Raw genomic sequence first — 25,899 nt, 5'->3', positions numbered from 1 at the left:
TCCAGGGCCGCTGCGCGCCCCAGCGGGAGCAAGCTCCCTCGCCACATGAAGCATCCCCCTCGGCAAAGAGAGCGGTGTCCGGTTTTCGATCTGTTTGCCTGTCTGACAAATCGTAGGCGCCAATCCTACGCACTGATCCGCAACATTTGCGGCTCGGATGTATCGGGATCCCAGCTCTCGTAAGTCACCACGTAACGAAGCTCAACCAATTGGCCGACGTAAGCTGTCAAGTCGGCATGGGTTAGCGTCACTGTCACCCCCTTGCGTGGCGTACCTTCCTCGCCGGCGGTCAGAGATGTAAACGCGCCTACCGAAGTTGGATGTGTCGAGCCGACGCCCAGAGTCAGTTGGGCGTTCGAGTAGCGGTCGAAATCTGCATCCGGAATTTTCACGGTTAACGTCTTTGTCTTTGACAGGCTGACCGTGACTTCCCCTGTGGCTGGAAAATCCTTGAGCGTTGGTTTCGCATACGTCTTCGCCATGATGTCACTCCTTGTGAGACGGCCCTGATCGTCGCGTACGGGCGACTCACTTTAAAGGTTTCGGAAAAGGACCACGGCCGGGCGTCGCACGGCCCCACTGCCGTTATGCCTCCGTCCCGTAACGTCGCCTACTGACAGAGTTGACAGTCGCGATGAGTGGTCCTGGGCACTCGCCCGCAAGTTTCATTGGCTTTCCAATTCCGCCAGATGGCCTGATTTACAAGGCTTTGCGAGCGCTCCCCGTGCCCTCACACCTGACAAAAGACGAAATGCAGTTGACGTGTGTATTTTAAGTTGTACGATGACCTACAACTTCTGGCCGAAGCTTAACCATTTCATACACATTTTGCGTCCCAGGGTGTTCGAATAATGAATCCACAAGAACTGAAGTCCATCCTCTCGTCTGGCCTGCTGTCGTTCCCGGTCACCGATTTCACTGCCCAAGGCGATTTCAATCGCGCCAGCTACATCAAGCGTCTCGAGTGGCTGGCCCCGTACGGCGCTTCTGCGCTGTTCGCAGCAGGCGGCACCGGTGAATTCTTCTCCCTGGCCGCCAGCGAGTATTCGCAAGTCATCAAGACCGCCGTCGATACCTGCGCCACCAGCGTGCCAATTCTTGCCGGTGTTGGCGGTGCCACTCGCCAGGCCATCGAATACGCTCAAGAAGCCGAGCGCCTGGGTGCCAAGGGCCTGTTGCTGCTGCCGCACTACCTGACCGAAGCCAGCCAGGACGGCGTCGCCGCCCACGTTGAAGCCGTGTGCAAATCGGTGAAAATCGGCGTGGTGGTGTACAACCGCAACGTTTGCCGCCTGAACGCCACTCAGCTGGAACGCCTGGCCGAGCGCTGCCCGAACCTGATCGGTTACAAGGATGGCCTGGGTGATATCGAGCTGATGGTGTCGATCCGTCGTCGCCTCGGCGATCGTTTCAGCTACCTGGGCGGCCTGCCGACCGCTGAAGTCTACGCCGCGGCCTACAAGGCCCTGGGCGTGCCGGTCTACTCCTCGGCGGTATTCAACTTCATTCCGAAAACCGCGATGGACTTCTACCACGCCATTGCCCGCGACGATCACGAGACCGTCGGCAAAATCATCGACGACTTCTTCCTGCCTTACCTGGACATCCGCAACCGCAAGGCCGGTTACGCGGTGAGCATCGTCAAGGCCGGCGCGAAAATCGTCGGCTACGACGCAGGTCCTGTGCGTACGCCGCTGACCGATCTGCTGCCAGAAGAATACGAAGCCCTGGCCGCGCTGATCGACAAGCAAGGCAAGCAATAACAGACCCGACAAGGCCGCTGAGCAATCAGCGGCTTTTGCGTAAGGCTTGATCGTTCCCACGCTCTGCGTGGGAATGCAGCCAGGGACGCTCTGCGTCCCTTAAGCCGAACGCGGAGCGTCCGTTGAGGCGTTCCCGCGCAGCGCGTGGGAATGATCTTGGGACTAGACAGGCTTTTTGTTAGGAGGAGCATCCGTGGCAGATTCAAAGCGTTTCGATAACTACATCAACGGTCAGTGGGTGGCCGGTGCTGACTATTGCACCAACATCAACCCGTCTGACCTGTCCGATGTCATCGGTGAATACGCCAAGGCTGACGCAGCGCAAGTCAATGCCGCCATCGAAGCCGCCCGCGCCGCGTTTCCGGCCTGGTCGACCTCAGGCATCCAGGCCCGTCACGATGCGCTGGACAAAGTCGGCAGCGAGATCCTCGCCCGCCGCGAAGAACTCGGCCAATTGCTGGCCCGGGAAGAGGGCAAGACCCTGCCCGAAGCCATCGGCGAAGTGACCCGCGCCGGTAACATTTTCAAATTCTTCGCCGGTGAATGCCTGCGCCTGTCCGGCGATTACGTGCCGTCGGTGCGTCCGGGCGTCAACGTCGAAGTCACCCGTGAAGCCCTCGGTGTGGTCGGCCTGATCACCCCCTGGAACTTCCCGATCGCCATTCCCGCGTGGAAAATCGCCCCGGCCCTGGCCTACGGCAACTGCGTGGTGATCAAACCCGCCGAATTGGTGCCGGGCTGTGCCTGGGCCTTGGCCGAGATCATTTCCCGCGCCGGTTTCCCGGCCGGTGCGTTCAACCTGGTGATGGGCAGCGGCCGTGTGGTCGGCGACATTCTGGTTAACAGCCCGAAAGTCGACGGCATCAGCTTCACCGGCTCCGTCGGTGTAGGCCGGCAGATCGCGGTCAACTGCGTGTCGCGCCAGGCCAAGGTCCAGTTGGAAATGGGCGGCAAGAACCCGCAGATCATCCTCGACGACGCCGACCTCAAGCAGGCCGTCGAACTGGCGGTGCAGAGCGCGTTCTACTCCACCGGCCAGCGTTGCACGGCCTCGAGCCGCCTAATCGTCACCGCTGGCATTCACGACAAGTTCGTCGAGGCCATGGCCGAGCGCATGCAGTCGATCAAGGTCGGTCATGCCTTGAAGTCCGGCACGGATATCGGCCCGGTGGTTTCCGAAGCCCAACTCAACCAGGACTTGAAGTACATCGACATCGGCCAGAGCGAAGGTGCGCGGCTGGTCAGCGGTGGAGGCCTGGTGACGTGCGACACCGAAGGTTACTTCCTCGCGCCGACCCTGTTCGCCGACAGCGAAGCCTCGATGCGCATCAGCCGCGAAGAGATCTTCGGCCCGGTGGCCAACGTCGTGCGCGTGGCCGACTACGAGGCGGCGCTGGCGATGGCCAACGACACCGAGTTCGGCTTGTCGGCCGGTATCGCCACCACCTCGCTGAAGTATGCCAACCACTTCAAGCGCCATTCCCAGGCGGGCATGGTGATGGTCAACCTGCCGACTGCCGGCGTGGATTACCACGTGCCGTTCGGCGGGCGCAAAGGTTCGTCCTATGGTTCGCGTGAGCAAGGTCGCTACGCGCAAGAGTTCTACACCGTGGTGAAGACCTCCTACATCGGATCGTAATACGCAACACCGGTCGGCGCCGGGCACAGGTGCCGACCGCACAATTTGATTTCCCGCATAAAAATAAATAGTGGAAGAAGATTACATGCAAGCGACCAAGCCGACACACGTCCGCTATTTGATCCTGCTCATGCTGTTTTTGGTGACGACGATCAACTATGCCGACCGTGCCACCATCGCGATCGCAGGCTCCAGCCTGCAAAAAGACCTCGGCATCGATGCCGTTACCCTCGGTTATATCTTCTCCGCTTTCGGCTGGGCCTACGTGGCCGGGCAGATTCCTGGCGGCTGGCTGCTCGACCGTTTCGGCTCGAAAAAAATCTATGCCTTGAGCATTTTCACCTGGTCGTTGTTCACCGTGCTGCAAGGCTATGTCGGTGAATTCGGCATGTCCACGGCCGTGGTTGCGCTGTTCATGTTGCGCTTCCTGGTGGGGTTGGCCGAAGCACCGTCCTTCCCGGGCAATGCACGGATCGTCGCCGCCTGGTTCCCCACCGCAGAACGCGGCACCGCCTCGGCGATCTTCAACTCGGCGCAGTACTTCGCCACCGTGTTGTTCGCACCGCTGATGGGCTGGATCGTCTACCGTTTCGGCTGGCAGCACGTGTTCATCGTGATGGGCGTGATCGGTATCGTGTTCTCGCTGATCTGGCTGAAAGTGATCTACAGCCCGCGCCAGCACCCGATGATCAACGAAGCCGAGTTCAATCACATCGCCGCCAACGGCGCGATGGTCGACATGGACCAGGACAAGGGCAAGGAAAAGAAAGCCGACGGTCCGAAGTGGGATTACATCCGTCAACTGCTGACCAACCGCATGATGCTCGGCGTGTACCTGGGCCAATACTGCATCAACGGCATCACTTACTTCTTCCTGACCTGGTTCCCGGTGTACCTGGTGCAGGAACGCGGCATGACCATCCTCAAGGCCGGTTTCATCGCGTCCTTGCCGGCGATCTGCGGTTTCATCGGCGGTGTGCTCGGCGGGGTGATTTCCGATTACCTGCTGCGCAAGGGCCATTCGCTGACCTTCGCCCGCAAGGCGCCGATCATCGCGGGTCTGCTGGTGTCCAGCAGCATCGTGGCCTGCAACTACGTTGATATCGAATGGATGGTGGTGGGCTTCATGGCCCTGGCTTTCTTCGGTAAAGGCGTGGGCGCACTGGGCTGGGCCGTGGTGTCTGATACCTCGCCAAAACAGATCGCCGGCCTGAGCGGTGGCCTGTTCAACACCTTTGGTAACCTGGCGTCGATCACCACCCCGATCGTCATCGGCTACATCATCAGCGCCACCGGTTCGTTCAAGTGGGCACTGGTGTTCGTCGGTTGCAACGCGCTGGTGGCGGTGTTCAGCTACCTGGTCATCGTTGGGCCGATCAAGCGTGTGGTGCTCAAGGAACCAACGGCCAAGGATGCCGGCATCTCCAGCCTGTCTGAAGCGAAATCCTGAAGGAGCGGCGTCAATGCAACTGATTGAACATGCCGACTCGCCGCGTTACATCCGCCTGCACGAGCGGGACAACGTGGTGATCGTCGTCAATGACCAAGGCGTACCGGCCGGGACCGAGTTCCCGGACGGCCTGGTTACCGTGGACTTTGTCCCCCAGAGCCATAAGGTCACCCTGGAAGATATTCCCCAGGGGGGCGAGGTGATTCGCTACGGCCAGGTCATTGGCTACGCGCTGCAACCGATTCCCTGTGGCAGTTGGGTCAAGGAAGACCAGTTGCGCATGCCCACCGCGCCGCCGCTGGACAGCTTGCCGCTGTCCACCGATGTGCCGGTGGCCGATGCGCCGTTGGAGGGCTACACCTTCGAGGGCTACCGCAACGCCGACGGCACTGTCGGTACGCGCAATATCCTGGGCATCACCACCACGGTGCAGTGCGTGACCGGGGTGCTGGACCACGCGGTCAAGCGCATCAAGGACGAATTGCTGCCCAAGTACCCGAACGTCGACGACGTGGTGGCGCTGACCCACAGTTACGGCTGTGGCGTGGCGATCACCGCCACCGATGCGTACATCCCGATCCGCACCGTGCGCAACCTGGCGCGCAACCCGAACCTGGGTGGCGAAGCGCTGGTGATCAGCCTGGGCTGCGAGAAATTGCAGGCCGGGCAGGTGATGCACGAAAACGACAGTTCAGTGGACCTCAGCGAGCCGTGGTTGTATCGCTTGCAAGATTCCAGTCACGGTTTCACCGAAATGATCGAGCAGATCATGGAGCTGGCCGAAACCCGCCTGAAGAAACTCGACCAGCGCCGCCGCGAAACCGTGCCGGCGTCGGAGCTGATCCTGGGCATGCAGTGCGGTGGCAGCGATGCGTTTTCCGGCATCACCGCCAACCCGGCGCTCGGCTACGCCTCGGACCTGCTGCTGCGGGCGGGGGCGACGGTGATGTTTTCCGAAGTCACCGAAGTGCGCGATGCGATCTACCTGCTGACCTCCCGGGCGCAAACCCAGGAAGTCGCCCAGGAGCTGGTGCGGGAAATGGACTGGTACGACCGTTACCTGGCCAAGGGCGAAGCCGATCGCAGTGCCAACACCACGCCAGGCAACAAGAAGGGCGGGCTGTCGAACATCGTCGAAAAATCCCTGGGCTCGATCGTCAAGTCTGGCAGCAGCGCGATCAACGGCGTGCTCGGCCCGGGCGAACGCTTCAAGCAAAAGGGCCTGATCTTCTGCGCCACACCGGCCAGCGATTTTGTCTGCGGCACGTTGCAACTGGCGGCGGGGATGAACCTGCACGTGTTCACCACCGGCCGAGGCACGCCGTACGGCTTGGCGATGGCCCCGGTAGTGAAAGTCTCGACCCGCACCGAACTGGCCCAGCGCTGGCCGGACCTGATCGACATCGATGCCGGTCGCATCGCCACTGGACGCGCGACCATCGAGGAACTGGGTTGGGAGCTGTTCCACTACTACCTGGACGTGGCCAGCGGCAAGAAGCAAACCTGGGCCGAGCGGCACAAGTTGCACAACGACATCACGTTGTTCAACCCGGCGCCGATTACTTGACCTAGTGTTGTCGTTGATCGTTCCCACGCTCCGCGGGGGAATGCCTCTGCGGACGCTCCGCGTTCGGATCTTGGGACGCGGAGCGTCTTTGGCTGCATTCCCACGCAGAGCGTGGGAACGATCAGTTCACCAGACGCCAGTGCCGTGAGTGGCTTATCATTAGCCACCTAACGACACCCCTCTCAAGGTCCCGGCATGCTGGCAATTTTCCTCGAAACCCTGAACATCACCGCGCCGGTGTTTGCCATGCTGTTTTTGGGGGTGTTGCTCAAGCGCATCAACTGGATCAACGATAACTTCATCCACATCGCCTCGTCCCTGGTGTTCAACGTCACCATGCCGGCGCTGTTGTTCCTCGGCATCCTCCATGCCGACCTGCATGCGGCGTTGCAGCCCGACCTGCTGATCTATTTCTCCGTCGCTACCCTGGCAAGTTTCGCCATGGCCTGGGGCTGGGCGATCTGGCGTTGCCCGCGGGAGGATCGCGGCATCTATACCCAGGGTGCGTTTCGCGGCAACAACGGCGTGATTGGCTTGGCGTTGGCGGCGAGCATGTACGGCGACTACGGGATTTCCCTGGGGGCGATCCTCGCGGCGTTGGTGATCCTGTTCTACAACACCTTGTCGACCATCGTGCTGGCGGTCTATAGCCCGGTGATCAAGTCCGATCCGTGGAGCATCTGCAAAAGCGTGATCAGCAACCCGCTGATCATCAGCGTGATCGTCGCTGCACCGTTCGCTTATTGGCACATCGGCCTGCCGAACTGGTTCGAGACCTCGGCCAAATACCTGTCGCAAATGACCTTGCCCCTGGCGCTGATCTGCATCGGCGGCACGCTGTCGCTGGCGGCGTTGCGCAAGAGCGGCAAGATGGCCCTGAGTTCGAGCCTGGTGAAAATGGTCGGCCTGCCGCTGCTGACCACCCTCGGGGCCTGGCTCTGGGGTTTTCGCGGGGCGGAATTGGGCATCCTGTTCCTGTACTTCGGCAGCCCCACCGCCGCCGCCAGTTACGTCATGGCCCGGGCGGCCGATGGCAATCATGAACTGGCGGCGGCGATCATCGTCATCACCACGCTGATGGCGGCGATTACCACCAACGTGGGGATTTTTGTGTTGCAGTGGGGTGGGTGGATCTAGCCCACGATCTTCTGGATGGTTAAGAGTGGTGGCTCATTGGTATCATTGTGTTGGGAGTTAATCAGACCGACACAAGGAAGACTATATGATCACTTTCGAAGAGGCTTTTTCCTTCGTCGATTACAGCGGCAAGCGTTCCATTTTGTTGGCAAATGGGTTTTCTCAAGCCTGGAACAAAGATGTTTTCAGTTACAAGAGTCTGTTTTCCAGCGCGCACTTCGGCGAAAGGCATCGGGTGATCCGACGTATCTTCGATACGTTCAAAACATATGATTTTGAGAAAGTCATGAAACGGCTGATTGCCGCGGAAGATATCCTCAGGATCTACAATGCCGACCCGGATCTGATTGAAGAGATCAAGGCCGATCAGGAAGCCGTCAAAAACGCTCTGATTGAGGTGATATCGGCCACCCACCCGGAATTGCCTCGTGAAGTGACGGATGAGCAATATGTTTCGGTGAGGAAATTTCTCAAGCCCTTCAGCAATGTGTTCACGCTCAATTATGACTTGTTGTTTTATTGGGCGAGAAACCAGTTTGGTCTCGAGCCGGAATATTACACGGACGATGGGTTTCGAGGCGGGCCGTGGGAGGGCCCTGAAACCCAGAATGTTCATTTCCTCCATGGCGGGCTGCACATCTACGACACCCAGGGCGGTATCAGAAAGCACGCGTGTTCGGATCAGGGCGAGTCGATCATTGAGCAAGTGAAATGGAACATGGAAAACAGGAAGTTCCCCACCTTTGTCTCAGAACCTACACATGAGCGAAAGAAGGTCAGAATTCAGCACAACCCCTATCTCAGTTATTGTTTTGAACGATTGGGCCGGTTGCAAGGGGTGTTGTTTATCTATGGGCATTCGTTCGATGACAATGACCGACACATCTTCGATCAGATAAAACAGAGCTCGGTAAGCAAGGTTTTTGTGAGTGTCTACGGCGATAAGGACAGTGAAGACAATGTCTTGCTGAAGGGGCGCGCTCAAGCTTACCTGGGAGCGCACCGGGTGGAATTCTTCCAGGCTGAGAGCGCTCGGATCTGGGGCTAACGGCCGGGCCTCAGGACCCATTCGCGAACAGGTCCGCCTCCACATTATCATTGGCCGTGCGTGTTTAATGAGGGAGCAAGCCCGCTCCCTCATTGGATTTTCAGCAGACACAGAACTCATGTGCACCCGGCTGTGGGAGCGGGCTTGCTCGCGAAGACGCCTGACCTGCTACCGCAAGGCTCAGGCCTTTACTCGGGCTTCTGATAAGTATCGATCACTTCCTGCGCCGCCCGAAACGCATCGATCGCCGCCGGCACGCCCGCATACACCGCACAATGCAGCAACGCCTCGCGAATCTCTTCCACCGTACAACCGTTGTTCAGCGCGCCACGCACATGGCCTTTGAGTTCCTGAGGGCACTTGAGGGCGGTGAGGGCGGCCAGGGTGATCAGGCTGCGGGTCTTCAGCGGCAGGCCTTCGCGGCGCCAGACGCTGCCCCAGGCATGTTCGTTGACGAAGTCCTGCAATGGCTGCGTGAACTCGGTGGCGTTGCCCAGGGCGCGGTCGACGAATGCGTCGCCCATGACCTGGCGACGCATGTCCAGGCCGGTCTTTGGAGTGTCGGTCATGGCAAATCCCTCTTGTGGTGTTGGCGGCGCCAGGCGCGCAGGGAGGTGAACAGCAAAAATGCGAGCAGGGCCGGCAGCACATAGAACAGCATCAGCCGTTCCAGTTGGCCGGCCAGGGGCATGCCGGTGGTGAACGACACCACGTGCAGCCCATAGGCCAGGTACAAGCCCAAAAACAGCAGGCCTTCGGCGCGAGTGACGCGGTAGCCGGAATAGAACACCGGCAGGCACAACACCGCCACGCCGAGCATCACCGGCAGGTCGAAATCCAGGGCGTTCGGTGAGACCGACAGTGGCGTGGGAGCGGCGAGGGCGGTTATCCCCAATACCCCGAGCAGGTTGAACAGGTTGCTGCCGATGACGTTACCCACCGCAATGTCCCGTTGGCCGCGCAGGGCGGCGATCAACGAGGTGGCGAGTTCCGGCAGCGAGGTGCTGACGGCGACGATGGTCAGGCCGATGATGCGCTCCGAAAGCCCCAGGTCCATCGCCACTTCCACCGCTGCGCCCAGCAGCAGGTGGCCGGCGAAAATCAGCATTGCCAGGCCCAGCACGATCATCGCCAGGCTCTTGGGCCACGCCCCTTGCGCCACATCGACACCCACGGGGTGCGGTCGTCCTGAGTGTCGCGATTGGCGCAGCAACAGGCCCAGGTACACCGCCAGGGCCATCAGCAGCAGCACACCGTCCAGTTGCGTCAGTTCCTCATTCCAGGCCAACACGAACACCAGCAGGCTGGCACCGATCATCAATGGGATGTCCAGGCGCACCAATTGGCGCGAGACGCGCAACGGAATGATCAGCGCCGACAACCCGAGGGTGACGAGGATGTTGAAGATGCTGCTGCCGATCACGCTGCCCACAGCGATGTCGGCGTTCTGCGCCATAGTCGCCTGCAGGCTGACGGCCATTTGCGGCGCGCTGCTGCCGAAGGCGACGACGGTCAGGCCGATGATCAGCGGCCGCACTTGCAAGCGAACCGCCAGGCCTATTGCAGCCCGCACCAGCAGCTCGGCGCCGCTGATCAGCAACAACAGGCCACCGAGCAATTCGATCAGGCTGAGCAGCGGTAGGGCGGTAATCAGGGAAATGGCCGGGCTCCGTCTATCAATCGTCGAGGGCTTGCACGCGTACCCGTGCGGTGCCGCTGCGTAGCATGCCCAGTTGCTCGGCTGCTGCGCGGGATACGTCGATCAGACGGCCTCGAGTATACGGACCGCGGTCGTTGATACGGACCACGACGCTGTCGTTATTTTTCAGATTGGTGATTTTCACCCGGGTGCCGAACGGCAACTGGCGATGGGCGGCGGTCAGGCCGTTCTGGTTGAAACGCTCGCCGCTGGCGGTGCGTTTGCCGTGGTGTTTTGCACCGTAATAGGAGGCGACGCCGGTCTGGTCGTAGCCGTGAGGATCGACCGTCCCGCTCTGGCTGGCGCAACCGGCCAGCAGGGACAGCAGGGCGCAGGCGCCGAGGAGACGCTTCATCAAAGGGTTTCCCACATCAGTGTGGTTGTGAGGATCATTGTGGCGAGGGAGCTTGCTCCCGCTGGGCTGCGAAGCGGCCCCCAACAATCTACTGCCGGATACGGGGGGCTGCTGCGCAGCCCAGCGGGAGCAAGCTCCCTCGCCACAGGGGAATGAGCCAGATACAGGTACTGGCTCCATGTCCATCAGCCCTCAAGCTTGCTTTTGAGCAGTTCGTTGACCTGTTGCGGGTTGGCCTTGCCCTTGGAGGCTTTCATGGCTTGGCCGACGAAGAAGCCGAACATCTTGCCGCGCTTGGCTTCGTCTGCCGCGCGGTACTGTTCGACCTGCTCGGCGTTGGCCGCGAGCATTTCATCGAGCACGGCGGAAATGGCGCCGGTATCGGTGACCTGCTTCAGGCCGCGCTTCTCGATGATCTCGTCGGCGCTGCCCTCGCCATTGGCCATGGCTTCGAACACCATCTTGGCGATCTTGCCGGAAATGGTGTTGTCCTTGATCCGCAGCAGCATGCCGCCCAGTTGCTCGGCCGAGACCGGCGACTGGTCGATTTCCAGGCCCTGCTTGTTCAACAGGCTGCCCAATTCCACCATCACCCAGTTGGCCGCCAGCTTGGCGTCGCCACCGATGCTCACGACTTTCTCGAAATAATCGGCCTGTTCGCGGCTGGTGGCCAGGACGTTGGCGTCATAGCTCGACAGCCCGAACTGGGCCTGGAAGCGCTCGCGTTTCTGCGGCGGCAGTTCCGGCAGGGTGGCGCGCACCTCGTCGAGGAACGCGTTCTCGATGACCACCGGCAGCAGGTCCGGGTCGGGGAAGTAACGGTAGTCGTTGGCTTCTTCCTTACTGCGCATCGGACGGGTCTCGTCCTTGTTCGGGTCGTACAGGCGGGTCTGCTGGATGACCTTGCCACCGTCCTCGATCAGTTCGATCTGGCGCTGGATCTCGCTGTTGATCGCCTTCTCGATGAAGCGGAACGAGTTGACGTTCTTGATCTCGCAGCGCGTGCCGAACTCAACCTGGCCTTTAGGCCGGATCGACACGTTGCAGTCGCAGCGCAGCGAGCCTTCGGCCATGTTGCCATCGCAGATGCCCAGGTAGCGCACCAGCGCATGGATCGCCTTGACGTAGGCCACGGCTTCCTTGGCGCTGCGCATGTCCGGCTCGGAAACGATTTCCAGCAGTGGCGTGCCGGCACGGTTCAGGTCGATGCCGGTGGCACCGTTGAACTCTTCGTGCAGGCTCTTGCCGGCGTCTTCTTCCAGGTGCGCCCGGGTGATGCCGACGCGCTTGACCGTGCCGTCTTCCAGGGCGATGTCCAGGTGGCCCTTGCCAACGATCGGCAGTTCCATCTGGCTGATCTGGTAGCCCTTGGGCAGGTCCGGGTAGAAGTAGTTCTTGCGGGCGAACACGTTGTGCTGGCCGATCTCGGCGTCAATTGCCAGGCCGAACATCACCGCCATGCGCACCGCTTCGGCGTTGAGCACCGGCAGCACGCCGGGCATGCCCAGGTCGACCAGGCTGGCCTGGGTGTTGGGCTCGGAGCCGAACGTGGTGGAGCTACCGGAAAAGATTTTCGACCGGGTGGTGAGCTGGGTATGAATCTCCAGCCCGATCACGACTTCCCATTGCATGTGTTTCTCCTCAGAAGCCGGTTGGGGTGCGGGTGTGCCAGTCAGTGTTCAACTGATACTGGTGGGCAACGTTCAACAGGCGGCCTTCCTGGAAATACGGCGCGAGCAACTGCACGCCCACCGGCAGGCCATCGACGAAACCGGCCGGCATGGACAGGCCCGGCAAGCCGGCGAGGTTGGCGGTGATGGTGTAGACGTCTTCCAGGTACTCGGCGACCGGGTCGCTGTTCTTGGCGCCGAGCTTCCAGGCCGGGTTTGGCGTGGTCGGGCCGAGGATGATGTCGACCTCGTTGAAGGCCGCCATGAAGTCGTTTTTCACCAGGCGGCGGATTTTCTGCGCCTTGAGGTAGTAGGCGTCGTAGTAGCCGGCGGACAGCGCATAGGCGCCGACCATGATCCGGCGCTGCACTTCGGCACCGAAGCCTTCGCCACGGGAGCGCTTGTACAGGTCGATCAGGTTTTCCGGGTTCTCGCAGCGATAGCCGAAGCGCACGCCGTCGAAGCGTGACAGGTTCGAGGACGCTTCCGCCGGGGCGATCACGTAGTACGCGGGAATCGCGTGCTGCATGTTCGGCAGGCTGATTTCCTTGATGACCGCGCCGAGCTTCTCCAGCTCCTTGACGCTGTTATGGACCAGCTCGGCGATGCGCGGGTCGAGGCCGGCGCTGAAGTACTCCTTCGGCACACCGATGCGCAGGCCCTGCAGCGAACCGTTGAGGCTGGCGCTGTAGTCCGGCACGGGCTCATCGATGCTGGTGGAGTCGTTCGGGTCGAAGCCGGCCATGCCTTGCAGCAGGATCGCGCAGTCTTCGGCGGTGCGGGCCAGCGGGCCGCCCTGGTCGAGGCTGGAGGCGTAGGCGATCATGCCCCAGCGCGAGACGCGACCGTAGGTCGGCTTCAGGCCGGTGAGGTTGGTAAACGCCGCTGGTTGGCGAATCGAACCGCCGGTGTCGGTGGCGGTGGCGGCCGGCAACAGGCGTGCGGCCACGGCGGCGGCGGAACCACCGGACGAACCGCCCGGTACGTGTTCCAGGTTCCACGGGTTCTTCACGGCGCCGTAGTAGCTCGACTCGTTGGCCGAGCCCATGGCGAATTCGTCCATGTTGGTCTTGCCCAGGGTCACGGTGCCGGCGGCGGCCAGCTTGGCGACCACGGTGGCATCGTACGGGGCTTTGAAGTTGTCGAGCATCTTCGAACCGCAGCTGGTGCGGATGCCCTGGGTGCAGAACAAGTCCTTGTGGGCAATCGGCGCACCGAGCAGGGCACCGGTTTCACCATTGGCGCGCCGGGCATCGGCGGCCCTGGCCTGGCTCAGGGCCAGCTCCTGGGTGAGGCTGATGAAGCTGTTGAGCTGCGGGTCAAGCTGGGCGATGCGCGCCAGCAGGACCTGGGTCAGCTCTTCGGAAGAAAACTTTTTATCGGCGAGTCCGCGGGCGATCTCGGCCAGGGTCATGTGATGCATGAGAGGCTCTTTCCCTTTAGTCGATGACTTTCGGAACCAGGTACAGGCCGTTTTCGACCGCTGGTGCGATGGACTGGTAGGCCTCGCGGTGATTGGACTCGGTCACGACGTCGGCGCGCAGGCGCTGGCTGGCTTCCAGTGGGTGTGCCAGTGGTTCGATGCCGTCGGTATTGACCGCCTGCATCTCGTCGACCAGCCCCAGAATGCTGTTCAGGGCAGAAGTGATGTGTGGAAGATCGGCTTCATTGAGGCCCAGACAGGCCAGATGAGCGATTTTTTCCACGTCGGAGCGTTCAAGCGCCATGGGATTCTCCAGTGGAAAACAAAACGGACGCAGTCTGTCCGTGTGTTAGATTGTCGGAACACTACCGCATTTCTACGGCCCTAGTGCCCTGTATCACAAGTGCTGTTCCTTTTTGACGGCGTCTATTGCCGTCATGCTGCGTTGCCGCTTCTCGCCATAGCAGGCTATGACTCGTCGCGGCGCCTTGCCTGACGACAATAGCCACTCGTCAAAGAAGGAGCGCACTTATGACACAGGGCACTGGCCGCGATTGTGGGGTTTGGTGCACAGAAAAGCGGCCAATTTAACATATTGGCGCCTTGCCCAAAATCCCTGTCGTTGTTAGAGTTTGCCGCACTTTTTTACCCACGCGTTGCCTAGGGTCCCTTTCCCATGTTCAAGAAACTGCGTGGCATGTTTTCCAGCGATCTTTCCATTGACCTGGGCACTGCCAACACCCTTATTTACGTGCGCGAGCGCGGTATCGTCCTGAATGAACCCTCGGTCGTGGCCATCCGCACCCACGGTAACCAGAAAAGTGTCGTGGCTGTCGGTACGGAAGCCAAGCGCATGCTGGGCCGTACACCGGGCAACATCGCGGCCATTCGCCCAATGAAGGATGGCGTGATCGCCGACTTCAGCGTCTGCGAAAAGATGCTGCAGTACTTCATCAACAAGGTTCACGAAAACAGCTTCCTGCAGCCCAGCCCTCGTGTGCTGATCTGCGTTCCATGCAAGTCCACCCAGGTAGAGCGACGCGCTATCCGTGAATCGGCTCTCGGCGCCGGTGCCCGTGAAGTGTTCCTGATCGAAGAGCCAATGGCCGCTGCCATCGGTGCCGGCCTGCCGGTGGAAGAAGCCCGCGGCTCGATGGTCGTCGACATCGGTGGGGGTACCACTGAAATCGCGCTGATCTCCCTCAATGGTGTGGTCTACGCCGAATCCGTACGTGTGGGCGGCGACCGTTTCGACGAAGCGATCATCACTTATGTGCGTCGCAACTACGGCAGCCTGATCGGCGAATCCACCGCCGAGCGCATCAAGCAGGAAATCGGCACGGCCTACCCGGGCGGTGAAGTGCGTGAAGTCGACGTGCGTGGTCGCAACCTGGCTGAAGGCGTTCCACGGGCCTTCACCCTCAACTCCAACGAAGTGCTCGAAGCGCTGCAAGAGTCGCTGGCGACCATCGTCCAGGCGGTCAAGAGCGCCCTGGAGCAGTCGCCGCCGGAGCTGGCGTCGGACATCGCCGAGCGCGGCCTGGTGCTGACCGGTGGTGGCGCACTGTTGCGTGACCTTGACAAGTTGTTGGCCCAGGAAACCGGCCTGCCGGTGATCGTTGCCGAAGACCCGTTGACCTGCGTTGCCCGCGGCGGTGGCCGAGCATTGGAAATGATGGACAAGCACACCATGGACCTGCTCTCCAGCGAATAAGTTTTGCTGAAGTGGTCTATGTTGTTCGCTCCCGGGCAGCACTTTGCAGTGCTGCCCGTTGGCGTTTATCTTCTGTCATTCGTATCCAGGCCGGTTTGATGCCGTATGAATAAAGAAAACATTTGCCTGGGAGGAGCGGCCTATTAAACCGCTTTTCGCCAAAGGCCCCTCATTGGGTGTGCGCCTGCTGGTGCTGACCGTGCTATCGGTCGCGCTGATGGTGGTCGATGCCCGCTTCACGCTGCTCAAGCCTGTACGCAGCCAGATGTCGCTGGTGTTGATGGAATCCTACTGGATCACCGACCTGCCGCAGCGCCTGTGGCAAGGTGTCGCCAGCCAGTTTGGCAGCCGGACCGAACTGGTCGCCGAAAACGAAAAACTCAAGACCGAAAACCTGCTGTTGCAGGGGCGCATGCAGAAGCTGGCGGCCCTCACCGAGCAGAACGTTCGGCTGCGCGAGTTGCTCAATTCTTCGGCGCTGGTCAACGAGAAGGTCGAAGTGGCCGAGTTGATCGGCATGGACCCCAACCCCTTCACCCACCGTATCATCATCAACAAGGGCGAGCGCGACGGCGTGGTCCTCGGCCAGCCGGTGCTCGACGCCCGTGGCCTGATGGGCCAGGTGGTGGAGTTGATGCCCTACACGTCCCGCGTGTTGTTGCTGACCGATACCACCCACAGCATTCCGGTGCAGGTCAACCGCAACGGCCTGCGGGCGATCGCCAGCGGCACCGGTAACCCGGAACGCCTGGAGCTGCGGCATGTGGCCGATACCGCCGATATCAAGGAAGGCGACCTGCTGGTCAGTTCCGGCCTCGGCCAGCGCTTCCCGGCCGGGTATCCGGTGGCGACGGTCAAGGAAGTCATCCATGACTCCGGCCAGCCGTTTGCCATCGTTCGCGCGGTGCCGACGGCGGCATTGAATCGCAGCCGCTACCTGCTGCTGGTATTCAGCGACAACCGCACGCCCGAAGAACGTGCCAACGATGCCGCCGTGGCCCAGGAAGCCCAGGACCGCCAGGGCGGCGAGTCGGCCGCCCCAGTGACCGCAGCGCCGGCGCCTGTCCCGGCCGCGGTGCCAAAACCACCAGTGCCAGCACCCGCGACGGCGGCTCCGGCCACCGCGCCGGCGGCAACCCCGGTCACCGCGCCCGCCGCGCCTGCTGTGAAACCGACCCGCTCGGCCACCCACGCGCCCGCCGCGCAGCCTGCTCAACCAGCCCGGCCCGCCGCCAAACCGCCAGCCTCCACGCCGGCCACCGCGCCAGCCCCCAGGGGAGCACGAGAAGAATGAGCAGTACCCAATCCGGTAACGGCTGGATGGTCTGGCTGACCTTCGCCATCGGCCTGTTGCTCAGCGTTTCGCCGCTGCCGCAGTTCATGGAAATCCTGCGCCCACTGTGGCTGGCCCTGTTGCTGGCCTTCTGGGCGCTGGCCTTGCCGCACAAGGTCGGCATGGTCACCGCCTGGTGCCTGGGCCTGGCCGAGGACGTGCTTTATGGCACGTTGCTGGGGCAGAACGCGCTGATCCTGACGTTGATCACCTTCTTGGTGCTGTCGCTGCAACAACGCCTGCGGATGTTCCCTATGTGGCAGCAGTGCCTGGTGATCCTGGTGATCTTCGGCCTGGCGCAACTGGTGCAGTTGTGGCTCAGCGCGCTGACTGGCAACCGCCAGCCGACCCTGGCGCTGGTCTTGCCAGCCCTGGTCAGCGCCTTGCTCTGGCCCTGGGTCAGCTTCGGTTTGCGTGGCCTGCGCCTGCGTTTCAAAATCAACTGATTCGGTCAGGATACCTACACTTTTTCTGATGACTTACATCCCTGTGGCGAGGGAGCTTGCTCCCGCTCGGTTGCGTAGCGACCGTAAAGGTTGGGGCCGCTGCGCAGCCCAGCGGGAGCAAGCTCCCTCGCCACAAAAGCTGTTTTTGTCTGGATGGCTGTGCTTTGAGAGGGAGATGTCTTGATGAAACCGCTTTACCTCGCCTCAGGTTCGCCGCGTCGGCGTGAACTGCTCACGCAGATCGGTGTACCCTTTACCGCCGTCGGCGCGGACATCGACGAAACTCCCCTGGACCACGAAACCCCTTCGGCCTATGTCGAGCGCCTGGCGCGCTGCAAGGCCGAGGCGGGTCGGCGAGCCCTGGACGCCGGCATGGATGGCTGCGTGTTGGGCGCCGATACGGCTGTGGTACTGGACGGGCGAATTCTCGGCAAACCCGTGGACCAGGCCGATTCCATGGCGATGCTCTTGAGCCTGTCCGGTCGCGAACATGAAGTATTGACCGCCATTGCCATACTGGGAGGGCAGCGTTGTGAATCCCGCGTTGTGCGCAGCCTGGTGCGCTTTCGGTCGATCACGGAACAGGAAGCGGCGGCCTACTGGGCCAGCGGTGAACCCCGGGACAAGGCCGGCGGCTATGGCATTCAAGGGCTGGGTGCGGTATTCGTCGCCGGGCTTGAAGGCAGTTATTCAGCCGTGGTCGGCCTGCCGCTGTGCGAAACCGCAGAACTACTGGGCCATTTCGGCATACCCTGTTGGCAAACCTTGAGCGCGCGCTGAGCGCCGTCTGACTTGATGCGGCCATAATCGTGAACATGCCTGAACGAGACCCTGCCATGAGTGAAGAGATCCTGATCAACATCACGCCGATGGAATCGCGCGTGGCGGTGGTTGAAAACGGTGTTCTGCAAGAGGTCCACGTCGAGCGCACGCAAAAGCGTGGCATCGTCGGCAATATCTATAAAGGCAAGGTGGTGCGGGTGCTGCCGGGCATGCAGGCGGCCTTCGTCGACATCGGCCTGGACCGCGCGGCATTCATCCATGCGTCGGAAATTTCCATGCGCGAAGGGCCGGCCGTGGAGAGCATCAGCGCGCTGGTGCATGAAGGCCAGAGCCTGGTGGTGCAGGTCACCAAGGACCCCATCGGCTCCAAGGGCGCGCGCCTGACCACGCAACTGTCGATTCCGTCGCGCTACCTGGTGTACATGCCGCGCACCGCCCATGTCGGCATTTCCCTGAAGATCGAAGACGAGGCCGAGCGCGAGCGTCTCAAGCAGGTGGTCAGCGACTGCGTGGAAAAAGAAGGCATCAAGGAAGCCGGTGGGTTCATCCTGCGCACCGCCGCCGAAGGGGCCGGGGCCGATGAGATCCTCATGGACATCCGCTACCTGCGCAGGCTTTGGGACCAGATCGCCGCGCAGATCAAGACCATCGCCACCCCCAGCGTGATCTACGAAGACCTGGGCCTGGCGCTGCGGACCTTGCGCGATCTGGTCAGCCCCAAGATCGAGAAAATCCGCATCGACTCCCGGGAGACCTTTCAGAAAACCACGCAGTTCGTCGCCGAACTGATGCCGGAAATCGCCGACCGCCTCGAGCATTACCCTGGCGAACGGCCGATTTTCGACCTGTACGGCGTCGAAGACGAAATCCAGAAAGCCCTTGAACGCAAGGTCCCGCTCAAGTCCGGCGGCTACCTGGTGGTGGATCCGGCCGAGGCCATGAGCACCATCGACGTCAACACCGGGGCGTTCGTCGGCCATCGCAACCTGGAAGAAACCATCTTCAAGACCAACCTGGAAGCCGCCACCGCCATTGCCCGGCAACTGCGCCTGCGCAACCTGGGTGGGATCATCATCATCGACTTCATCGACATGGAAGATGAAGAGCACCAGCGCCAGGTGCTGCGGACCCTGGAAAAACAACTCGAACGCGACCACGCCAAGACCAACATCATCGGTATCACCGAGCTGGGCCTGGTGCAGATGACCCGCAAGCGCACCCGCGAAAGCCTCGAACAGGTGCTGTGCGAGCCGTGCAGCAGTTGCCAGGGCCGCGGCAAGCTCAAGACCCCGGAAACCGTGTGTTACGAAATCTTCCGGGAAATTCTCCGGGAGGCGCGCGCCTACCAGGCGACCGGCTATAGAGTGTTGGCGAACCAGAAAGTCGTGGACCGCCTGCTCGACGAGGAGTCAGGCAATGTCGCAGAGCTGGAAGCGTTTATTGGACGCACGATTCGCTTCCAGGTGGAAACCATGTATTCCCAGGAACAATACGACGTGGTGTTGCTCTGAAGAGCTTGGGAAGCGGCGGGCCCGCGGATTTGATCGTCTTTGCCAGGGGAGCCCACTGACATGGAGCGTCTGACACGCATTTTGGCGGCGCTGACTCGCTGGGGGCTGGGGCTGTGCGCCCTGCTGCTGGTGTTGCTGGCGTTGTACGTCAGCCTCGGTCGCGAGCTGGTCCCGCTGGTGGCCGAATATCGCGCCGAGGTCGAGACCCGGGCCGGCGCTGCCTTGGGCATGCCTGTGCACATCGGACGCCTCGACGGTAGCTGGAGCGCCCTGGCGCCAATCCTGGCTGCGCGCGACGTGGTGGTCGGCGAAGGCCCCAACGCCTTGCACCTGGATCAGGTGCGAGCCGTGCCCGACCTGTGGGACAGCTTGCTGGCACGTCAGGTGCGTATTGCCCACCTGGAAGTCAGCGGCCTGAAGATCAGCCTCAAGGAGGGCACCGACGGCAAGTGGGCCCTGGAAGGCCTGCCGGTGAAGGACGACCAGCCCCTCGATCCGCAGCAATTGCTCGAACGCATGCAGGTGGTCTCCAGGTTCTCGCTGCTCGATAGCCAGGTGACGTTGCAACCTGTCGAGCAACCACCGCTGACCCTCACCTACGTCGGTTTGAGCTTGCGCACCGGCGCCATCCGTCAACGGCTGGACGTGCGCTTGACCCTGCCTGACGGTCAGCCGGTGGCGATCAACCTGCGCACCCGTATCCGCGCCAGTGACTGGAAGAACGGCCAGGCCGATGCGTACCTGAGCCTGCCGCAAAGCGACTGGGCCAAATGGCTGCCCAAACGCCTGACCCAGCAATGGAATTTTTCCCGGATCAAGGCCGGTGGCGAGTTCTGGCTGAGTTGGGGCGGCGGTACGGTGCAAAGCGCGGCCATGCGCTTGAACGCTCCTGACATCCTGGGTGCCTACGCCGAGCGCAAGCCGGTGCAGATCCATAACCTGGCGCTCAATGGATATTTCCAGCGTGGTGACCAGGGATTTACCGCGACCTTCGATTCCCTGGCGATGAACCTGGGCGAAACCCGCTGGGAATCGCGCCTGCAACTGCAACAGAGTGCTGCCACCGAAAAGGCCGAGGAGCGCTGGCACCTGCAGGCCGATCGCCTCGACCTGACCCCGCTTACGCCTTTGCTCAACGCCCTGGCACCGTTGCCTGAAGGCCTGGCGACGACCATCGACCGTCTCAAGGTGACCGGTGGCCTGCGCAACGTGCTGCTGGACTACCGGCCGCAGAACACCGGTGACCAGAAAATCAGCTTCGCCACCAACCTGGACACCGTGGGCTTTGACGCCTATCGCGGCGCCCCGGCTGCGCGCAATGTATCGGGGAGTCTGAGCGGCGACCTCGGTGGCGGCGAGCTGCGCATGGACAGCAAGGACTTTTCCCTGCACCTGGACCCGATTTTCGCCAAGCCCTGGCAGTATCTGCAGGCCAACGCCCGGTTGACCTGGAAGCTCGACAAGCAAGGCTTCACCCTGATCGCGCCGTATTTGAAGGTGCTGGGCGAGGAGGGTCGGATTGCTGGCGATTTCCTGATCCGCCTGCATTTCGACCACAGCCAGGAAGACTACATGGACCTGCGGGTTGGCCTGGTGGACGGTGATGGACGCTACACCGCCAAGTACCTGCCGGCGGTCCTCAGCCCGGCGCTGGATGAGTGGCTGCGCACGGCCATCGTCAAGGGCGCGGTGGACGAGGGCTTCTTCCAGTATCAAGGCTCGCTCAATCACGGTGCCGAAGACGCGGCACGCAGTATCAGCCTGTTTTTCAAGGTGCATGACGCCGAACTGGCGTTCCAGCCGGGCTGGCCTTCGGTCAGCAAGGTCAGCGGTGATGTCTTCGTCGAAGACAGCGGCGTGCGCATCTTCGCCAGCCAAGGACAATTGCTCGATACCCAGGTCAAGGATGTTTCGGTGAACATTCCCCATGTACCCAGCGGGCAAAGCGTTCATCTGTTTCTGGACGGCGGGTTCGCTGGAGGACTGGGGGACGGTCTGAAAATCCTCCAGACCGCGCCGATCGGGACCGCCGAGACATTTGCCGGCTGGGAAGGCGAGGGCGACCTGCAAGGCAGCGTGAAGCTCGACATCCCCCTGGTCAAAGGCGAGCAACCGAAGATCCTGGTGGATTTCGCCACCGACAAGGCCCGTCTCAAGCTCAGCGAGCCGGTACTGGAACTGACCCAACTCAAGGGCGATTTCCGCTTCGACAGCAACAAGGGCTTGAGCGGCAAGGGCATCAGTGCCCGGGCATTCGACCGGCCCGTGACCGCACAGATTTTCGCCGAAGGCCACGCCGGAGCGCTCAACACACGAGTCACGGCGTCCGGGCAGGTGGAGATCAAGAAACTCACCAGTTGGCTGAATGTCACCCAGCCGTTGCCGGTATCCGGTGTCGTGCCGTACCAGTTGCAAGTGATCCTCGACGGCGCCGACAGCCAATTGTCGGTCAGTTCCAACCTCAAGGGCGTGGCGGTGGACCTGCCGGCACCCTTCGGCATGGCCGCCGATGTCGGGCGCGACACGGTGTTTCGCATGACCCTGCAAGGGCCGGAGCGGCGTTATTGGCTCGATTATGGCGACCTGGCCAATTTCACTTACGCCGCGCCGAGCGGGAAAGTCGCCGATGGTCGTGGCGAATTGTTGCTGGGGGCCGGCGATGCCGTTCTACCCGGGGCCAAGGGACTGCGACTGCGCGGCACACTGCCTGCACTGGACGTGAGTCCCTGGCAGGACCTGGTCAACAAGTACGCCGGCCAGGATCCGGGCGGCAGTGCCAAGCAACTGCTCAGCAGCGTCGATCTGACTGTCGGCAAGCTCACGGCCATGGGTACGACCCTGGACCAGGCATCGGTGCAATTGGACCGCAGGTCGGACGCCTGGGCCTTGCGGCTCGACAGCCAGCAGGCCAAGGGCAATGTCAGCCTGCCGGACGCAAAGGCCGCCCCGATTGGTATCAAGCTTGATTATGTGCGCCTGCCGGCCACAGACCCGACGGTCCAGGCGGATGAAAACTCACCGGACCCGTTGGCGTCGGTCGATCCCGGCAAAATCCCGGCCATGGATATTGCCATCGACCAATTGTTCCAGGGCCCTGATCTCATCGGTGCGTGGTCGTTGAAAGTACGACCGACCGCCAAGGGCATCGCGCTGAACGAGCTGGACATGGGCCTCAAGGGCATGGTGTTGAACGGCAGCGGTGGTTGGGAAGGCGCGCCCGGTTCCACCAGCAGTTGGTACAAGGGCCGTATCGGCGGCAAGAACCTGGGCGACGTGCTCAAGGGCTGGGGTTATGCCCCAAGCGTGACCAGCCAGACGTTCCGCCTGGATGTCGATGGCCGCTGGCCCGGCTCGCCAGCGTGGGTCGCCACCAAGCGTTTTTCCGGCAGCCTCGACGCGTCGCTGAGCAAGGGCCAGTTTGTCGAAGTGGAAGGCAGCGCCCAGGCGTTGCGGGTATTTGGCCTGCTGAACTTCAACTCCATCGGCCGACGCTTGCGCCTGGACTTCTCCGACCTGTTCGGCAAGGGGCTGAGCTACGACCGGGTCAAGGGACTGCTGGTGGCAAGCGATGGTGTGTACGTGACCCGCGAACCCATTACCCTGACCGGGCCGTCGAGCAACCTGGAACTCAACGGCACGCTGGACATGGTGGCCGACCGGGTCGACGCCAAGTTGCTGGTGACGCTGCCGGTGACCAACAACCTGCCAATCGCCGCGCTGATCGTCGGTGCCCCGGCGGTGGGTGGCGCGCTGTTTTTGATCGACAAACTGATCGGCGACCGCGTGGCGCGCTTTGCCAGCGTAAGATACGACGTCAAGGGGCCGTGGAAAGAGCCGAAGATCAGCTTCGACAAGCCGTTTTGACAGCTTTGATCGTTCCCACGCTCTGCGTGGGAACGCCGCCCGGGACGCTCTGCGTCCCTGTGACGTGGAGCATCACTTGATGCATTCCCACGCAGAGCGTGGGAACGAGATGAGACAGGGAGGAGGCACCATGCCATTCGCCGTGATTCAAATGGTCAGTCAAAGCGATGTGCTCGCCAACCTGGCCCGTGCTCGTGCGCTGCTGGAGCAGGCTGCCGCAGGCGGCGCCAGGCTGGCCGTGCTGCCGGAGAATTTCGCGGCGATGGGACGGCGGGACATTGCCGATATCGGTCGTGCCGAAGCCTTTGGTCAGGGACCGATCCTGCCCTGGTTGAAACAGGTCGCCCGAGACCTCAAGTTATGGATTGTGGCCGGCACGTTGCCGTTGCCACCGGTGGACCAGCCCGAGGCCAGGTCCCACGCCTGTTCGTTGCTGGTCGACGATCAGGGCCAGATCGTGGCGCGCTACGACAAGCTGCACTTGTTCGATGTGGATGTGGCGGACAATCGCGGGCGCTATCGCGAGTCGGATGACTATGCTTATGGCGCTAACGTGGTGGTTGCCGATACCCCCGTGGGCCGGGTCGGCCTGACGGTCTGTTACGACTTGCGGTTTCCGGAGCTCTACAGCGAGTTGCGGGCTGCCGGGGCCGAACTGATCACGGCGCCGTCGGCGTTTACCGCGGTGACCGGCGCGGCCCATTGGGAGGTATTGATTCGCGCCCGGGCCATCGAGACCCAGTGCTACATGCTGGCGGCCGCCCAGGGCGGCGTGCATCCGGGGCCGCGGGAAACCTTTGGCCATGCCGCGATTGTCGACCCGTGGGGCCGCGTGCTGGCACAACAGGATCAAGGTGAGGCCGTGCTGCTGGCCGCACGCGACAGCAGCGAACAGGCGTCCATCCGGGCGCGCATGCCGGTGGCCAGCCATCGGCGCTTTTTCTCGCAGGGCGCTCGACAGCGACCTGTCCAAGACGACGAATTCAAGGCGTAAAACATATGAGCGGGTTGTTGTCCTCAGTCAGTGAACACCTCTTAGCCCCTGGCGGCGTAACCCTGGAGAGCCTGCAAGGCGTGCTGGGCGACCTGGCCGGCCCGGGCATCGATGCGGCCGACCTGTATTTCCAAGGGCAGATCTCCGAATCCTGGTCGCTGGAAGACGGCATCGTCAAGGAAGGCAGTTTCAACCTTGACCAGGGCGTGGGTGTGCGCGCCCAGTCCGGGGAAAAAACCGGTTTTGCCTACAGCAACGCCATCACCCTGGAGGCCCTCGGTGCCGCGGCCCGTGCGGCCCGTTCGATCTCCCGCGCCGGGCAGAATGGCACGGTCCAGGCGTTCAGCAGCCAGGACGTGGCGCAGTTGTATGCGCCGGATAACCCGCTGGAAGTCATGAGCCGCGCCGAAAAAGTCGAGCTGCTCAAGCGCATCGACGTCGCCACCCGTGCCCTCGATCCGCGTATCCAACAAGTGACGGTGAGCATGGCCGGGGTCTGGGAGCGGATCCTGGTGGCTTCCACCGACGGCGGTCTGGCGGCGGACGTGCGGCCGCTGGTGCGGTTCAACGTCAGCGTGATCGTCGAGCAGAACGGTCGCCGTGAGCGCGGCGGCCATGGTGGCGGCGGACGCACCGATTACCGTTATTTCCTCAGCGAAGACCGCGCCATGGGCTACGCCCGCGAAGCGCTGCGCCAGGCGCTGGTCAACCTCGAGGCCATTCCGGCCCCGGCCGGTACGTTGCCGGTGGTGCTGGGGTCCGGTTGGTCCGGCGTGCTGCTGCACGAAGCGGTGGGTCACGGCCTGGAAGGCGATTTCAACCGCAAGGGCAGCTCAGCCTACAGCGGGCGCATGGGGGAAATGGTTGCCTCGAAACTCTGCACCATCGTCGATGACGGCACCCTGGCCGGGCGTCGTGGCTCCCTGAGCGTCGACGACGAAGGCACGCCGACTGAATGCACCACGCTGATCGAGAACGGTGTGCTCAAGGGCTACATGCAAGACAAGCTCAATGCCCGGCTGATGGGCGTGGCCCGCACGGGCAACGGTCGCCGTGAATCCTACGCGCACCTGCCCATGCCGCGCATGACCAACACCTACATGCTCGGTGGTCAAAGCGATCCGGCGGAAATTATCGCCTCGGTGAAAAAAGGTATCTATTGCGCCAACCTCGGCGGCGGCCAGGTCGACATCACCAGTGGCAAGTTCGTGTTCTCCACCAGCGAGGCCTACCTGATCGAAGACGGCAAGATCACCGCGCCGGTCAAAGGCGCGACCCTGATCGGCAACGGGCCGGAGGCGATGAGCAAGGTGTCGATGGTCGGTAACGACCTGGCGCTGGACAGCGGTGTGGGGACGTGTGGCAAGGATGGGCAATCGGTGCCGGTGGGCGTCGGCCAGCCGACCTTGAAGATCGACGCGATTACCGTGGGTGGCACGGGCGCATGAAAATATTCAGCGGCCCCGTGGCGAGGGAGCTTGCTCCCGCTGGGCTACGCAGTAG

At 62.1% G+C, this 25,899-nt stretch carries 21 protein-coding genes; 14 read left to right on the top strand and 7 right to left on the bottom strand.

Annotated features, from left to right (window positions below):
- Window positions 1–125 precede the first annotated feature (125 nt).
- Window positions 126–482 carry a hypothetical protein gene (locus BM300_RS24450; protein WP_092348327.1) on the bottom strand — a complete coding sequence of 119 codons (357 nt, stop codon included), beginning with the start codon at window positions 480–482 and terminating at the stop codon, window positions 126–128.
- A 369-nt stretch (window positions 483–851) separates the two neighbouring features.
- Between BM300_RS24450 and kdgD the strand changes: the two genes are divergently transcribed.
- The 6 genes from kdgD to BM300_RS24420 all read left to right on the top strand — a co-directional run bounded on the left by kdgD (window position 852) and on the right by BM300_RS24420 (window position 8,604).
- Window positions 852–1,763, top strand: a complete 912-nt coding sequence (kdgD, locus tag BM300_RS24445; RefSeq protein ID WP_063322936.1) for a 5-dehydro-4-deoxyglucarate dehydratase — start codon at window positions 852–854, stop codon at window positions 1,761–1,763.
- A gap of 193 nt (window positions 1,764–1,956) precedes the next feature.
- Window positions 1,957–3,402, top strand: a complete 1,446-nt coding sequence (locus BM300_RS24440) for an aldehyde dehydrogenase family protein (protein WP_092149042.1) — start codon at window positions 1,957–1,959, stop codon at window positions 3,400–3,402.
- An 85-nt stretch (window positions 3,403–3,487) separates the two neighbouring features.
- A complete protein-coding gene (locus tag BM300_RS24435) occupies window positions 3,488–4,852 on the top strand; it encodes an MFS transporter (RefSeq protein WP_072341209.1) in 1,365 nt (454 codons plus the stop codon).
- Window positions 4,853–4,865: 13 nt separating this feature from the next.
- Window positions 4,866–6,419 (top strand): galactarate dehydratase, encoded by a 1,554-nt coding sequence (gene garD / locus BM300_RS24430; protein ID WP_092149040.1) that lies wholly within the window; start codon window positions 4,866–4,868, stop codon window positions 6,417–6,419.
- A gap of 195 nt (window positions 6,420–6,614) precedes the next feature.
- The gene (locus BM300_RS24425; RefSeq protein WP_092149038.1) at window positions 6,615–7,556 is read left to right on the top strand and encodes an AEC family transporter; all 942 of its coding nucleotides are present in this window, start codon (window positions 6,615–6,617) and stop codon (window positions 7,554–7,556) included.
- A gap of 85 nt (window positions 7,557–7,641) precedes the next feature.
- On the top strand, window positions 7,642–8,604 hold the full coding sequence (locus BM300_RS24420) for a DUF4917 family protein (protein WP_063322931.1): 963 nt from the start codon (window positions 7,642–7,644) through the stop codon (window positions 8,602–8,604).
- A gap of 188 nt (window positions 8,605–8,792) precedes the next feature.
- On the opposite strand, the gene BM300_RS24415 is transcribed toward BM300_RS24420, so the two are convergent.
- From BM300_RS24415 to gatC, 6 genes are all read right to left on the bottom strand, one after another.
- Window positions 8,793–9,173: a carboxymuconolactone decarboxylase family protein gene (locus BM300_RS24415; protein ID WP_092149036.1), complete on the bottom strand. Its 381-nt coding sequence runs from the start codon at window positions 9,171–9,173 to the stop codon at window positions 8,793–8,795.
- Window positions 9,170–10,231 carry a calcium/sodium antiporter gene (locus tag BM300_RS24410; protein ID WP_063322929.1) on the bottom strand — a complete coding sequence of 354 codons (1,062 nt, stop codon included), beginning with the start codon at window positions 10,229–10,231 and terminating at the stop codon, window positions 9,170–9,172. The genes BM300_RS24415 and BM300_RS24410 overlap by 4 nt, the downstream gene beginning before the upstream one ends.
- A gap of 49 nt (window positions 10,232–10,280) precedes the next feature.
- Window positions 10,281–10,658, bottom strand: a complete 378-nt coding sequence (locus tag BM300_RS24405) for a septal ring lytic transglycosylase RlpA family protein (RefSeq protein ID WP_092225335.1) — start codon at window positions 10,656–10,658, stop codon at window positions 10,281–10,283.
- A 185-nt stretch (window positions 10,659–10,843) separates the two neighbouring features.
- Window positions 10,844–12,289 (bottom strand): Asp-tRNA(Asn)/Glu-tRNA(Gln) amidotransferase subunit GatB, encoded by a 1,446-nt coding sequence (gene gatB, locus BM300_RS24400; RefSeq protein WP_063322927.1) that lies wholly within the window; start codon window positions 12,287–12,289, stop codon window positions 10,844–10,846.
- Between the two features lie 10 nt (window positions 12,290–12,299).
- On the bottom strand, window positions 12,300–13,751 hold the full coding sequence (gene gatA / locus BM300_RS24395; protein WP_063322926.1) for an Asp-tRNA(Asn)/Glu-tRNA(Gln) amidotransferase subunit GatA: 1,452 nt from the start codon (window positions 13,749–13,751) through the stop codon (window positions 12,300–12,302).
- Between the two features lie 16 nt (window positions 13,752–13,767).
- Window positions 13,768–14,055, bottom strand: coding sequence for an Asp-tRNA(Asn)/Glu-tRNA(Gln) amidotransferase subunit GatC (gene gatC, locus BM300_RS24390; protein WP_003197816.1), 288 nt, complete (start codon window positions 14,053–14,055; stop codon window positions 13,768–13,770).
- A gap of 372 nt (window positions 14,056–14,427) precedes the next feature.
- Between gatC and mreB the strand changes: the two genes are divergently transcribed.
- From mreB to tldD, 8 genes are all read left to right on the top strand, one after another.
- Window positions 14,428–15,465, top strand: a complete 1,038-nt coding sequence (gene mreB / locus BM300_RS24385) for a rod shape-determining protein MreB (RefSeq protein ID WP_002555108.1) — start codon at window positions 14,428–14,430, stop codon at window positions 15,463–15,465.
- 142 nt (window positions 15,466–15,607) lie between these two features.
- A complete protein-coding gene (mreC, locus tag BM300_RS24380; RefSeq protein ID WP_092149031.1) occupies window positions 15,608–16,759 on the top strand; it encodes a rod shape-determining protein MreC in 1,152 nt (383 codons plus the stop codon).
- A complete protein-coding gene (gene mreD, locus BM300_RS24375; RefSeq protein WP_003197820.1) occupies window positions 16,756–17,244 on the top strand; it encodes a rod shape-determining protein MreD in 489 nt (162 codons plus the stop codon). The genes mreC and mreD overlap by 4 nt, the downstream gene beginning before the upstream one ends.
- 183 nt (window positions 17,245–17,427) lie before the next feature.
- Window positions 17,428–18,024: a Maf family protein gene (locus BM300_RS24370; RefSeq protein ID WP_092225339.1), complete on the top strand. Its 597-nt coding sequence runs from the start codon at window positions 17,428–17,430 to the stop codon at window positions 18,022–18,024.
- A gap of 56 nt (window positions 18,025–18,080) precedes the next feature.
- On the top strand, window positions 18,081–19,538 hold the full coding sequence (gene rng / locus BM300_RS24365) for a ribonuclease G (RefSeq protein ID WP_018613976.1): 1,458 nt from the start codon (window positions 18,081–18,083) through the stop codon (window positions 19,536–19,538).
- A 60-nt stretch (window positions 19,539–19,598) separates the two neighbouring features.
- Complete coding sequence (locus tag BM300_RS24360; protein WP_092348342.1) at window positions 19,599–23,402, top strand: YhdP family protein; 3,804 nt, start codon at window positions 19,599–19,601, stop codon at window positions 23,400–23,402.
- Window positions 23,403–23,532: 130 nt separating this feature from the next.
- Window positions 23,533–24,396, top strand: a complete 864-nt coding sequence (locus tag BM300_RS24355) for a carbon-nitrogen hydrolase family protein (RefSeq protein WP_092348345.1) — start codon at window positions 23,533–23,535, stop codon at window positions 24,394–24,396.
- Window positions 24,397–24,401: 5 nt separating this feature from the next.
- The gene (gene tldD, locus BM300_RS24350; protein ID WP_072341241.1) at window positions 24,402–25,844 is read left to right on the top strand and encodes a metalloprotease TldD; all 1,443 of its coding nucleotides are present in this window, start codon (window positions 24,402–24,404) and stop codon (window positions 25,842–25,844) included.
- The last annotated feature ends 55 nt before the right edge of the window (window positions 25,845–25,899 follow it).

Source organism: Pseudomonas sp. NFACC46-3 (assembly GCF_900114515.1).
Lineage (GTDB): Bacteria > Pseudomonadota > Gammaproteobacteria > Pseudomonadales > Pseudomonadaceae > Aquipseudomonas > Aquipseudomonas fluorescens_Q.
This window is presented reverse-complemented; position numbering and strand designations above follow the sequence as displayed.

Bases quoted from the DNA above. Each gene is read 5' to 3' on its own strand.
- BM300_RS24450 (WP_092348327.1), bottom strand. From the start codon at position 482: ATGGCGAAGACGTATGCGAAACCAACGCTCAAGGATTTTCCAGCCACA.
- kdgD (WP_063322936.1), top strand. From the start codon at position 852: ATGAATCCACAAGAACTGAAGTCCATCCTCTCGTCTGGCCTGCTGTCG.
- BM300_RS24435 (WP_072341209.1), top strand. From the start codon at position 3,488: ATGCAAGCGACCAAGCCGACACACGTCCGCTATTTGATCCTGCTCATG.
- garD (WP_092149040.1), top strand. From the start codon at position 4,866: ATGCAACTGATTGAACATGCCGACTCGCCGCGTTACATCCGCCTGCAC.
- BM300_RS24425 (WP_092149038.1), top strand. From the start codon at position 6,615: ATGCTGGCAATTTTCCTCGAAACCCTGAACATCACCGCGCCGGTGTTT.
- BM300_RS24420 (WP_063322931.1), top strand. From the start codon at position 7,642: ATGATCACTTTCGAAGAGGCTTTTTCCTTCGTCGATTACAGCGGCAAG.
- BM300_RS24415 (WP_092149036.1), bottom strand. From the start codon at position 9,173: ATGACCGACACTCCAAAGACCGGCCTGGACATGCGTCGCCAGGTCATG.
- BM300_RS24405 (WP_092225335.1), bottom strand. From the start codon at position 10,658: ATGAAGCGTCTCCTCGGCGCCTGCGCCCTGCTGTCCCTGCTGGCCGGT.
- gatB (WP_063322927.1), bottom strand. From the start codon at position 12,289: ATGCAATGGGAAGTCGTGATCGGGCTGGAGATTCATACCCAGCTCACC.
- gatA (WP_063322926.1), bottom strand. From the start codon at position 13,751: ATGCATCACATGACCCTGGCCGAGATCGCCCGCGGACTCGCCGATAAA.
- gatC (WP_003197816.1), bottom strand. From the start codon at position 14,055: ATGGCGCTTGAACGCTCCGACGTGGAAAAAATCGCTCATCTGGCCTGT.
- mreB (WP_002555108.1), top strand. From the start codon at position 14,428: ATGTTCAAGAAACTGCGTGGCATGTTTTCCAGCGATCTTTCCATTGAC.
- mreD (WP_003197820.1), top strand. From the start codon at position 16,756: ATGAGCAGTACCCAATCCGGTAACGGCTGGATGGTCTGGCTGACCTTC.
- BM300_RS24370 (WP_092225339.1), top strand. From the start codon at position 17,428: ATGAAACCGCTTTACCTCGCCTCAGGTTCGCCGCGTCGGCGTGAACTG.
- rng (WP_018613976.1), top strand. From the start codon at position 18,081: ATGAGTGAAGAGATCCTGATCAACATCACGCCGATGGAATCGCGCGTG.
- BM300_RS24360 (WP_092348342.1), top strand. From the start codon at position 19,599: ATGGAGCGTCTGACACGCATTTTGGCGGCGCTGACTCGCTGGGGGCTG.
- BM300_RS24355 (WP_092348345.1), top strand. From the start codon at position 23,533: ATGCCATTCGCCGTGATTCAAATGGTCAGTCAAAGCGATGTGCTCGCC.
- tldD (WP_072341241.1), top strand. From the start codon at position 24,402: ATGAGCGGGTTGTTGTCCTCAGTCAGTGAACACCTCTTAGCCCCTGGC.